The following is a 12,062-nucleotide window of genomic DNA, read 5'->3' as shown; positions in this document are numbered from 1 at the left end:
TCAGCCTCTTAATATTTTTGCTATATCAAGTAAATTTTCATTTATAATATTCTCAATTAATTCCTCTAAAGTTAAATCAAAAACTACATTCTCCTTTTCTATAATAAACCCTAACTTTGCATCATATCTCTTATTATTAAAGGTAAGGTTAAACTTCTTACAAAGGCTACTTACATCCAACTTATTCTCATCTCTTGCTAATACCAATTCCCCACCCTTTATCTCCATCTTCTCAAGCATTCTCTCCCAAAATCTCTGATATTCTTCCTTTTCTAACGCCAAAAATCTATTAAAGATCTCATTCTTTAGCTTTTCTATTGCCATATTTTCTAAAGAAGCAATCTTTTCTTTGAATTCTAAATTCTTCTTTGCAATCTCTATACTCTCCTCCCTTGCAATATCCTCTTCCAGCTTTTTCTTCGTGTCCTGCTTCCATTCTTCAGTTTCTTTTATCCTCTTCTCCTTATACTTTTCTAACTCCTTCCGAACTTTATCTTTAATCTCAGAGATTTTTTCCTCTTTTTCTTCTTCAAGTCTTTTAATAATATTCTCCACACTCATTTTTAAATCTTCACTCCAAAGAATAAGAATATTATGGAAGTAATTAAAGAGAGAATTGCATAGGTCTCAACCAATGCAGGTATAATTATTGCTTGTCCGGAAGCCTCTGGTTTTTGAGCTACCATTTGTAGTGCTGCAGCACTTGCCCTACCCTGCCATACAGCACTTATAAATTCTCCAAACATTATAGGGATACTTACTGCAAACACCATTAAACCTTGTTCAATTGTGAGAGATGGTAGTTTACCCCCAAGAATTCCAAGACGCATTAAGATTAAGAAGGAAGAAATGAACCCATAAAAGCCTTGAGTTCCTGGTAAAGCCTGAAGAATTAATACTGTTCCAAACATTTCTGGCTTCTCAGCAAGTACTCCTGCTGCAGCTTCCCCAGCAATACCAACTCCCTTTCCTGAACCAGCAGCTGCAAGAGCAGCACCAAGAGCAGCACCTATCAAAGCAATTGCTAATCCTAACATAACCTATCTAACCTCCTATCTTGAATCTTTTAATCTAAAATATTTTCCATCTACTTTAAAAGCGGTAAATATTTTTCCACCAGCAGAGTAAAATCTACCAAAAATTTCTAAAAATTGTAATCTTGTTGAGTGTACAAAGGCACCTAATACACTGAGCACAAAATTAAGAAGCTGTCCAAATACCCATATAGTACTATAAAGTATCCATCCTATGATAGGAAAGTCTTTTACCATATTTGCAAGCTGAGTAACAACAAATCCAAATATGGAACTCACAAGATTTAGAGCGAATAAGCGGGAATAAGATAAAATATCTCCTATAAAAGATGTTAATCCATACCCCCCTAAAATACCATAAATACTTATTAATCCTACAATAAATCTTGCTATACCTTTGTATTCTCTCCCCTGAGTTAAAATCAAACCAACAAGTCCTATTAGAACAAAGTATTTCAAGAAATCAAATCTTGTTAAATTTTGAAGAGAGGTAAAAATATAGAATAATATGGAGGACAAAAAGAAAAGCCATAAAAGACCATCAAAAATTGCTGATTGATAATCTTTACTCTTCCATGAAGAAATAAACTTAAGGATCAAAGCATAAAATTGAGATAATATTCCAATAATTAAGGCTATACCAAGGGCATTAATCAGATCCACAGAAGGATTAATTATAGGGAAAATACCAAGGAATTTGCCATCTGGTCCTAAAAATATTTGATTACCAAAGAAACTCCAAGTAATTATTCCAACAACCATTGTAGGTATACTTAGTACTTGTAAAAGATCCATAAGTTCCCTTGCAGATCCTTCTGGCTTATATCTCCTCTTAATCCACCATGTTAAAAGTAGGAGCAAAAGTCCATAACCAAAATCCCCAAGACATATACCAAAAAATAACAAATAAAAAGGAGCAGTAAAAGGAGTAGGATCAATGAATCTATAAGATGGAACGCCGTAAAGCTTTGTTAAAAACTCAAAAGGTTTAAAAATCTTAGGATTATCCAATAATACTGGAGGTTCTTCCTCAGGTAGTGGATCCCTATCTTCCCAAGTAAATTCTTGAAATTTACTTCTTAACTCTTTTAAAAACTTCTCTTTATCTCGAGTTGGGATCCATCCAGAATAAATTACAAAATATTTACTATTAAAACTAAGGTTTCTAAAGCCTTTTTCTTGGACCTTTATATAAAAATAGTCGTACCATGCCCACAAATTATATCTTCTCTCATAAAGCTCTTTTGCAGAAATAATCAAATTATTTAAATCATTCCTTAGTTTTTGCAGATGTCTCTTTATTCTCTCAATATTATCAGCTGGCTTTCCTTTTAAATAAGGAATTCTATGAGGAGTAAACTTGTATTTTTGAAGGAACTCCTCAAAAACATCCACATCTTCCTTTGGAACTAAAATAATACATTTTACTTCGTTATTAGCTTCCCAATACTTAATATAACCCTTCTCAAGGATGTTTTTTGCATCCTCTAAAAAACTTCCAATGTTATCCTTAGAAAAGCTACCTGAGTATAAATTAAATCTCTTAAAAACTCTTGGAAAATCTAAGCTTTCATCCAAATCAATCCAATAAGAGACCTCTTCTAACAGATTTTGAAGGGTTTTTTCTTTTTCTTCCAATAGATTTAAGGATCTTTCTAAAGCGTTAGCTTTTTTGTATAGTTCTTCCCAATAAATATCCTTCCTTAATCTTTCTAACTCTTCTTTTGTTATCTCAGGTCTACCTGCAAAAAATCCCTCTAAAAATCCTTTCTTTTCAGGGAATATTCTAATTAAAATCTTAATTACTTCATCTATTTTATCCAAAATCTGAGTGTAGGTCTGATCAGAAAAACTGTCCTCAGGAGATAGGTCCTCCCAATGTACAATAGAAAATTCTTTTAATAGATTTACTAATCTCTCTTCATCATTTTTAGGCACTACAATCCAGAATCTCCTAAGAGGAACAATTGCCATAATTATTCTCCTATCTTATTCCAGATAAATTCCAATGCCTTTGAAAAATTACTCTCAAGTCTCTTTTTATACTCCTCAAGCTTACTGCTATTTTCCTTCTCTATTCTTTCTAATTCTTTTTCTAAATTAGAAAGTTTCTCTTTTTTATAAAGTTCTAATGAATTTTCGTAATCTTTCTTTTCTTTTTCCAATTCCTTTTCAAATAAAGCAATCTGCTCCTCAAGCCACTTATTCCAATAAAGTTTAGCCTCTTCAATACTTTTTTCTAATTCCTTCTCCTTTTCTATTACAAAAGATAAAACATCCTTGATCTCATTCATAACCTATAACGCCCTCACTACTTTTCCTGCCTTTAAACAACGAGTACAAACTCTTATAGTCTTTACCTTTCCATCAACCACTGCTTTTACCTTTTGTAAATTAGGAAGCCATCTTCTTTTTGTTCTTCTATGAGAGTGACTCACTTGCAATCCTGTCCATGGACCCTTTCCGCATATATCGCACCTTCTTGACATAGTTTTTCCTCCCTTCCAAAATTTATTTTTATACGTTGTCAATTATATCACAAATTTTATGATAAAGTTTTAAAGATGTTTTAAATCCTATGTTGTTTGTAGTATAATATTAGCTATGAAAAGAGAAGCAGTAGTTGCAGGATATTTTTATCCAAGAAGTAAGGAAGAGTTAATAAGATTTTTAAGTAAGGTTATAAAAAGGGATGAGCATCCAATAAAGGCTTTTGGATGCATCTCTCCTCATGCAGGTTATATTTACTCTGGAGAAGTTGCGGGAAAAGTATATTCCTCCATTAAAATTCCAGAAACAGCCATATTAATAGGACCAAATCACCGTGGTCTTGGATATCCTTCTGCCATATATCCTGAGGGCTCTTTCAAAACCCCTTTAGGGGAAGCTCAAATTAATGAAGCCCTCGCACATAAAATATTGCAAGCCTCAAAATACTTAAAAGAAGACTTCTCTGCTCATATTCCAGAGCACTCCTTAGAAGTACAAATACCATTTCTTCAATATATAAACCCACAAATAAAGATAGTACCTATTACAATGTCGGATGACAGTCTCGAAGTCATAGAGGATTTAGCAGAGAGTATTTATAAAAACATGGATGACGAAACCATTGTCATTGCAAGTTCTGATTTTTCTCACTATATTCCTCACGAAATAGCTAAAAAAGTTGATTATTATGCTATAGAGTCTATTTTAAATATTGATCCCTTTGAGTTCTATAATAGAGTGGTCAGTAAAAATCTTAGCATATGTGGATATGCTCCTATAACAGTACTATTAATGGTTATGAAGAAATTAGGAATTAAAAACGCAAAACTAATAGATTACAAAACATCTGGAGATGTAACAAGGGATTATACCAGTGTAGTAGGATACGCAGGAATAATATTCTACTAATGATTGAAACATTAGCCATTGTTGGTTTAGGAAATCCTGGATTCGAATATTCTGAAACTCGCCATAATGTTGGATTTATGGTTGTAGACTTTTTACATTCAAGCTTTAACTTCCCAAAATGGACAAAAAAGCCCTCCTATGACTTATCCTTTAAAAAAATATTAGGTAGAGATATCTACTTAGTAAAACCCACAACATATATGAATCTTAGTGGTATTGGAGTTAAAAACTTTTTAACAGATTATTCCTTTGATCTACACAACATATTAGTAGTTCATGATGATTTGGACTTAGAAGTTGGGAGGATAAGAATAAAATATGATGGGAAAGATGGAGGTCATAAAGGGATAAGATCTATAGTTATAGAAACAGGATCTCAGGAATTTTATAGACTAAGAATAGGTATTGACAAACCAAGTTCAAAGGAAGAAGTTGTAGAATATGTACTTTCTAATTTCACCTCTCAAGAAAAAGAAGTAATAGATAAAATTATTAAGCTTTCTCCCAATATTTTAATGACCATATTAGAGGAAGGATGGGAAAAGGCACAAAACCTATATAATAGAAAATGTATAATTTAGAATTAGAAAAATATCTTAGTGAGGATAAGGATTTAAAGCTCTTTTTAAAAGGTGTTAAAAAAGAAAAGGAGATTAGTATCCCTGAAATTCCAGAAGGTGCTATCTTCTTTCTTTTTTATATCCTTTTCAAAGAATATAATGGCTCCATCCTTTGGATAGTAAACCAAGTAGATAATTTAGAAGATTGGAATTTTCTATCCCAAATTATAAATAACTTTTATATATTTCCACCTTTTGTACATCTTCCTTATGAAAAACCATTAAGATCAAATATCACAGAAAGTAAAAGAATAAAAGTTTTAGAGAAATTGCTTAGTGGAGAAAAAGTCTTTATATTAGCATCAGTTAAATCTTTAATTTATCCTTTATACCCACCAGAAAAAATGAAAAACAACTTTATTTTTCTCAAAAAGGGCATAGAATTAGAAAGAGAAAAGATATTAAACTACCTAATGGAAAATTCTTATGAAAGAAGTGATAGAGTAGAAAGAGTAGGACAATTCTGTATCAAAGGTGGTATTATAGATATTTTTTCTCCAGCTTATAATTATCCTGTAAGAATTGAATTTATAGGCGATGAAATAGAATCCATAAGATATTTTGATGTTGAAACCCAAAGATCTATCGAACTGATAGACAGCATCATTTTATCCCCTATTAATGAACTATTAGGAGAAAAGGATGAGGAGAAAGTATTTTTAAAAAATAATGAGAGAAGTTATATATTTGACTATTTGGACAAAAATCTATTAATAATATTAGAAGATTTCGACAAGACTTTATCTACCTTAGAAAAATGGGATAAAAAGGGATATGAAAATTATGAGAAAAGAATTAATTTTAAAGAAAAAATTCCAAAGGACTTATATCTCACAAAAGATATGTTTGAATCATACATAAAAAATTTCAAAAGGATTGTTATGAATTCACAAAATCCAAATATCTTCTTCTCCTTTTATTCTCTTCCAACCTTTAAAGGAAAGGGAGAAATATTAGAAAAAGAGCTGGAAACCTATATAAAAAGTGGTTATAAAATATTTATCCAGACAGATTATAGAGAGATTGTAGAGGAAAGAATAAAGAAAATTTTAAAAGATATTAAATTTATTCATTATGATATAAAAAGTGGCTTCATTTGGGAAAATCCTAAAATTCTTTTTCTCACTGATAAAGAAATCTTTGGAATCAAAAGGAGAAGAATTGTAAGAGTCCAGAGAAAAGAAAAGAAATTAATTGACTTAAGCAATTTTGAAATAGGTGATTACATTGTACATATAAATTATGGAATAGGTAAATTCTTAGGTTTAAAAAAACTAACCATCGAAGGAAAAACTAAGGAATATATACAATTAGAATATGCAAATCAAACTTATGTTTATATCCCATTGGAAGAAATGCACCTTATTCAAAAATACATTTCCCCAAGTGGACAGCCTCCTTCATTAAGCAAAATAGGAACAAAACAATGGGATGAGACTAAAAGAAGAGTAAAAGAATCTGTAAAAGAAATTGCGGAAGAAATTATTAAAATGTATGCAAGAAGGGAGATAGAAGAAGGATTTGCATTTTCCAAGGATACTGAATGGCAGAGGGAATTAGAAGCAAGCTTTCCTTATGAAGAAACTGAGGATCAGTTAAAAGCTTTATATGAGATAAAAAGAGATATGGAATCAAAAAAACCTATGGAACGGGTACTTATTGGTGATGTGGGATTTGGAAAAACAGAACTTGCATTAAGAGCAAGTTTTAAAGCAGTTGTTGATGGCAAGCAGGTTGCAGTTTTAGTACCAACAACAATACTTGCCTACCAACACTGGAGAGTTTTTAAAGATAGATTGGATGTTTTCCCAGTAAAAGTTGAAGTCTTAAGTAGACTAAAACCCGCACAAGAACAAAAAAGAATTTTAGAACAATTAAAAAGAGGAGAAATAGATATAATAATTGGTACCCATAGAATTCTTCAAAAAGACGTAGAATTTAAAGATTTAGGTTTAATCATTGTAGATGAGGAGCATAGATTCGGAGTATTTCAAAAGGAAGGTTTCAAAAAGAAGTATCCTCATGTAGATATTCTTTATCTTTCCGCCACTCCTATACCAAGAACCCTGTCTATGGTATTAAGTGGCATTAGACAATTCTCTATACTGGAAACTCCCCCACAAAATAGGCTACCTATTGAAACCTTTGTTGTAGAATTCAATCAGCAGATTATAAAAGAGGGAATAATAAGAGAATTAGAGAGAAATGGTCAAGTATATTATGTATGTAATGATATATCCCGATTAGAATCAATAGCAGAAATGATAACAAGCTTAGTTCCTTATGCAAGAGTAGGAATAGTACACGGAAAAATGGACGAAGAAAAGATAACTAAGGTAATGTCTGATTTTTATGAAGGGAAAATAGATGTTTTAGTTGCAACCACAATAATAGAGTCGGGATTAGATGTACCTAATGCTAATACTTTATTCATTGAAAATGCGGAGCATATGGGACTTGCCCAGCTCTACCAATTAAGAGGTAGAATAGGACGCTCCAATAGGCAAGCTTATGCATACTTTATGCATGCTCCATGGAAAAGTTTATCTCCAGAGAGTATAAAAAGATTAGAAGCCCTCAAGGAATTTTCCTCCCTTGGTTCTGGTCTAAGATTAGCATTAAGAGATTTAGAAATAAGAGGAGCTGGTAATCTATTAGGTAAGGAGCAACATGGTCATATGGAGGAGGTGGGATTTTACCTATACATGCAACTTCTTGAGGAAGCTATAAAGGAAATAAAACAGGAGAGAAAGGAGGTAAAAATAAATTGTAAAATAATAGTTCCTTATGCGATTGCCATACCTGAAACATATATAGAGAATCCCAATGATAGAATTTATTTCTATCAAAGGCTAATAGGTTTAGAAAATTTAGAGGAGTTAGAGAATATTAGAAAAGAAATGGAAGATATGTATGGAAAAATTCCAAGAGATGTTGAAAACCTATTTATATTAGCAGAAATAAAGTATAGAGCAGAAAGAATGGGAATAATTAAAGTTGAAATTTTACAAGATTCTGTAATATTACACTATACAAATGGAAAAAGAGAGATTTCACTTCCAAAAGGAGATTTTATTAAACAAGGAAAATTTATTGCTAACTTTTTAAAAGAAATATCTCTGGTTTACTAAAAAAAAGCGTGCTATAATCCCAAAGATAAAAAAATTATAGTGATGAGGTGATAGAAAGATGAGCTTAAAAAAGATTTTCCAAACAATTTTTATTATCCTTGTAATTATAGGAGTATTAGTAGGTATTGCTGTTGCTTTTGTATACCATCAAATGAAAAGTTATCCAGTAATAAAAGTTAATAACATTCCTGTCTCAAGAAGCGAATATCAAAAAGAATTTAAAACCATGAAGGATCAATACGCTATAATGTTCGGAGTGGACTTTACCACAACAGACGGAAAGAAAATGCTAAATAATGTAAAAGAAGAGACTATAAAAAGTCTTGCCCAATGGAAAATTATTGAAGCAGAGGCTAAAAAAAGAGGTATTAGTGTATCAAATAATGAAATTGAGGAAAAATACAAAGAAATACAAGGACAATTTGCAAATCCCTTACAATTTGAGCTGGCTTTATCCCAATATGGTTTGGATCCTCAATCCTTCAAAGAACAAATAAGAAAGAGCCTAATAACAAATAAATTGATGGCTGAAATTGGAAAAGATGAAAAGGTAACTGAAGATGAGATGAAAAAATATTATAAAGATAATATATATCTATTTGAAAATCCAAAGCAATATAAAGTTTCTATCATTCTAATAAAAGATGAAAAGAAGGCAAAAGAGGTTGCAAAGGAGATAAAGGATAAGAAGATATCTTTTGCAGATGCAGCTAAAAAATACTCTGAGGATACAAGTACAAAAGATAAAGGTGGTGACTTAGGATATATAACCCAGGGAGATCTGCCCTCTGAAGTAGAAAAAGCAACTTTTTCTCTCTCTATAAACCAGGTAAGCAACCCAATAAAAACCGATAAAGGTTATTACATCACTACTATAACTGACATAAAAGAGGCTTATACTACTCCATACATACAGGCAAAACCAGAGATTGAACAAAGAATTCTAAATGACAAAAGAAGCAAAGTCTTCAATAAATGGCTTGATGAACAATATAAGAAGGCAAAAATTGAAAAAGACTTTTCTGATAAAGACATTTGGATGATAATATGGAGAAAACTCGTAGAATTTCAACAAATTTTCTATAGAAAAGATGCAAAAACTCCATTGCCAACTACCGATGAGATGTAATTAAAAATATAGAAAAAATCGTAGCTAAATAATATAGAGAACTGCAATGTTTAATGAATTTATCTATTAAAAATTGTGGCTTGCTCTTGCTTTTTTAAAAACTAATGCTATAATTATAGAAAAAATCAGGGGTATTTTAGGGATTAAAAAGTAAGGTGTAGTCGAATGGAAGATTTATGTAAAGAATTCATAGAATTTGTAAATATTCTCAAAAAGGTAAGAAATGAATGTCCTTGGGATAGAAAGCAAACTCCCAAGTCCTTGGTACAATATTTTATGGAAGAAAGCTATGAATTAGTAGAAGCTATAGAGAATGAGAATGAGGAAGGAATAAAGGAAGAATTAGGTGATGTACTCATTCACATAGTAATGCAAAGCATTATGGCGGAGGAAAGAAAAAGCTTTAATTTGGAAGATGTATTAAGAAATGTTAGCAATAAACTTATCTTAAGACATCCTCATGTTTTTGGAAACACAAAGCTTGAAAATGAAGAAGAGGTTCTTTTAAACTGGGAAAGTATTAAAAAGGAGGAAAAGGAAAATAGTAAAGGTATTTTAGATGGTATTCCAAAAATTTTACCCTCTCTTCTTGCCTCATTAAGAATTCAAGAAAAAGTATCCCATGTAGGTTTTGATTGGAAAAATGCAGAAGAAATTTTACCGAAATTAAGAGAAGAATTATTAGAGCTTGAGAATGCCATTAAGGAAGGGGATAAAGAAAATATTAGAGAAGAGATAGGTGATCTTCTTTTTACCATAGTAAATCTTTCCCGCCATTTAGATGTAAATCCAGAAACTGCATTAAAAGAGACAAACGAGAAATTCATAGAAAGATTCAGATTTATTGAGGAAAAGGTAAAAGAAGAAAACAAAAGGTGGGAAGAGTTAACCTTAGAAGATATGGATAAATGGTGGGAAATATCTAAGACTGCCCAGAAAGGGGGTGAAAAGGAATGAAAAAGGCAGAATTTATTGCCAAAGTAGCGGAGAAGGCAAAAATCACAAAGAAGGAAGCCACTAAAGTAGTTAATGCTGTATTAGAATCCATCACTGAGGCTCTATCAAAGGGAGAGCCAGTTCAATTTGTAGGATTTGGTACCTTCTCTGTCAGAAAGAGATCAGCAAGAGAAGGAAGAAATCCTCGTACTCAACAACCAATCAAAATCCCAGCCACAAAAGTTCCTGTATTCCGTCCAGGAAAAGAGTTAAGAGAAGCAGTAAAGAAATAAATGTGAGGGCTGGGGGAAACCCCAGCCTAATAATTTAAATTCACAAAGGAGTGAATTATGTTAAACAAACTTCCATTAGAAGAGGAGCATAAAAAGTTAAATGCGCGCTTTTTTGAGTTTGGCGGATGGTGGATGCCTTTAGAATACAAAGGCGTTATAGAGGAGCACTTAGAGGTTAGAACCAATGTAGGCATCTTTGACATCTCCCATATGGGGAGATTAAAGGTTTCAGGAGAAAAGGTTTTAGATTTCCTCCAATTTGTAACCTCAAATGATGTTAAAAAACTTTATCCTGGAAAAGCTCAATATTCTCTTATTCTTTCCCCAAATGGTACCATTTTAGATGATATTTTGGTTTTCATGGTAAGCTCTTACGAATTCCTTTTAATTGTAAACGCAGGAAACAGAGAAAAAATATTAAATTGGCTTTATTCAAATAATTCTTATAAGGTTAATATTGAAGATATTACTCATAAAACTGTTCTTTTTGCTATTCAGGGTCCAAAAGCAGAAGAAATCACCCAAAAAATTTTTAATATTGATTTATCTACTTTAAAATACTATCACTTTACATTCTTCAAATACTATGAGTCAGATATCATAATCTCTCGCACAGGATATACCGGTGAGGATGGATTTGAATTACTGATACCTATTTCATTGGCTCAAGAGCTTTGGAAGAAATTTATTTATGAAGAAAATATAAAGCCTTGTGGTTTAGGAGCAAGAGATACACTGAGGCTTGAGATGGGTTATCCTTTATACGGGCATGAAATAGATGAAAATACTACTCCTTGGGAAGCAAATCTATCCTTTGTGGTTAAATTAGATAAGGACATAGATTTCATTGGAAAAACTTCTCTTTTACAATTAAAGGATAGTCCAAGTAAAAGGCAGATTGCCTTTTATGTAGATGAGGGAATACCAAGACAAAATTATGGAATATTTTATAATGATGAGAAAATTGGATATGTAACAAGTGGCTCATATTCTCCCATATTAAAGAAAGGAATAGCAATAGGATATGTAAAAGAGATTAAAGAAGATATGATAGTTGAAATAAGAAATAAAAGAGTTAAAATAAACTTAGTTAAATTACCTTTTGTAAAAAATACATCAATAAAGAAAGGAGTGAAATAAAATGTATCCAGAGGATAGAAAATATTCAAAGGAGCATGAATGGGCAAAATTGGACGGGAATAATGCTATCATTGGTATAACCTATCATGCTCAAAATGAGTTAGGAGATGTAGTTTATGTTGATCTTCCCTCCATTGGAAAAGAGGTAAAACAAGGTGATATTTTAGCAACGGTAGAATCTGTAAAGACTGCTTCTGAGGTTTACTCACCATTATCAGGAAAGGTAGTAAAAGTTAACGAGGAGCTAAAAACAAAGCCCGAACTTTTAAACGAAGATCCTTATGAAAAGGGATGGATAGCAGTAATTGAGCTATCAAATCCAAGTGAGTATGAAACTTTATTATCTGCGGAGGAGTATAAATCCTTTATAGGGGAGTAAG

General features: G+C 31.8%; 13 protein-coding genes. 8 read left to right on the top strand and 5 right to left on the bottom strand.

Annotation, left to right across the window (positions count from 1 at the left end; translation table 11 throughout):
• The 5 genes from CBR30_05065 to rpmB are packed head-to-tail and all read right to left on the bottom strand — an operon-like array spanning position 1 to position 3,523.
• Positions 1–561, bottom strand: a complete 561-nt coding sequence (locus CBR30_05065; protein PMQ01558.1) for a V-type proton ATPase subunit E — start codon at positions 559–561, stop codon at positions 1–3.
• A gap of 2 nt (positions 562–563) precedes the next feature.
• A complete protein-coding gene (locus tag CBR30_05060) occupies positions 564–1,037 on the bottom strand; it encodes a permease (protein ID PMQ01557.1) in 474 nt (157 codons plus the stop codon).
• A 15-nt stretch (positions 1,038–1,052) separates the two neighbouring features.
• Positions 1,053–3,008: an ATPase gene (locus CBR30_05055; protein ID PMQ01556.1), complete on the bottom strand. Its 1,956-nt coding sequence runs from the start codon at positions 3,006–3,008 to the stop codon at positions 1,053–1,055.
• A 2-nt stretch (positions 3,009–3,010) separates the two neighbouring features.
• Positions 3,011–3,328 carry a hypothetical protein gene (locus CBR30_05050; GenBank protein PMQ01555.1) on the bottom strand — a complete coding sequence of 106 codons (318 nt, stop codon included), beginning with the start codon at positions 3,326–3,328 and terminating at the stop codon, positions 3,011–3,013.
• A 3-nt stretch (positions 3,329–3,331) separates the two neighbouring features.
• Positions 3,332–3,523, bottom strand: coding sequence for a 50S ribosomal protein L28 (rpmB, locus tag CBR30_05045; protein PMQ01554.1), 192 nt, complete (start codon positions 3,521–3,523; stop codon positions 3,332–3,334).
• A 115-nt stretch (positions 3,524–3,638) separates the two neighbouring features.
• On the opposite strand from rpmB, the gene amrB reads away from it, so the two are divergent.
• From amrB to gcvH, 8 genes are all read left to right on the top strand, one after another.
• Complete coding sequence (gene amrB, locus CBR30_05040) at positions 3,639–4,433, top strand: AmmeMemoRadiSam system protein B (protein PMQ01553.1); 795 nt, start codon at positions 3,639–3,641, stop codon at positions 4,431–4,433.
• Between the two features lie 2 nt (positions 4,434–4,435).
• Positions 4,436–5,014 carry an aminoacyl-tRNA hydrolase gene (locus CBR30_05035; protein PMQ01620.1) on the top strand — a complete coding sequence of 193 codons (579 nt, stop codon included), beginning with the start codon at positions 4,436–4,438 and terminating at the stop codon, positions 5,012–5,014.
• Positions 5,002–8,184 carry a transcription-repair coupling factor gene (mfd, locus tag CBR30_05030; protein ID PMQ01552.1) on the top strand — a complete coding sequence of 1,061 codons (3,183 nt, stop codon included), beginning with the start codon at positions 5,002–5,004 and terminating at the stop codon, positions 8,182–8,184. Before CBR30_05035 ends, mfd begins: the two co-directional genes overlap by 13 nt.
• A 58-nt stretch (positions 8,185–8,242) precedes the next feature.
• A complete protein-coding gene (locus CBR30_05025) occupies positions 8,243–9,313 on the top strand; it encodes a foldase (GenBank protein PMQ01551.1) in 1,071 nt (356 codons plus the stop codon).
• A 165-nt stretch (positions 9,314–9,478) separates the two neighbouring features.
• On the top strand, positions 9,479–10,270 hold the full coding sequence (locus CBR30_05020; protein PMQ01550.1) for a nucleoside triphosphate pyrophosphohydrolase: 792 nt from the start codon (positions 9,479–9,481) through the stop codon (positions 10,268–10,270).
• Positions 10,267–10,542: an integration host factor subunit alpha gene (locus tag CBR30_05015; protein ID PMQ01549.1), complete on the top strand. Its 276-nt coding sequence runs from the start codon at positions 10,267–10,269 to the stop codon at positions 10,540–10,542. Before CBR30_05020 ends, CBR30_05015 begins: the two co-directional genes overlap by 4 nt.
• Positions 10,543–10,599: 57 nt before the next feature.
• Entirely contained in the window at positions 10,600–11,682 is a 1,083-nt protein-coding gene (gene gcvT / locus CBR30_05010; GenBank protein PMQ01548.1) for a glycine cleavage system protein T, read from the top strand.
• A 1-nt stretch (position 11,683) separates the two neighbouring features.
• Positions 11,684–12,061, top strand: a complete 378-nt coding sequence (gene gcvH / locus CBR30_05005) for a glycine cleavage system protein H (GenBank protein ID PMQ01547.1) — start codon at positions 11,684–11,686, stop codon at positions 12,059–12,061.
• Position 12,062: the final 1 nt, after the last annotated feature.

The organism is Dictyoglomus sp. NZ13-RE01 (assembly GCA_002878375.1).
In the GTDB taxonomy this organism is placed as follows: Bacteria; Dictyoglomota; Dictyoglomia; order Dictyoglomales; family Dictyoglomaceae; genus NZ13-RE01.
This window is presented reverse-complemented; position numbering and strand designations above follow the sequence as displayed.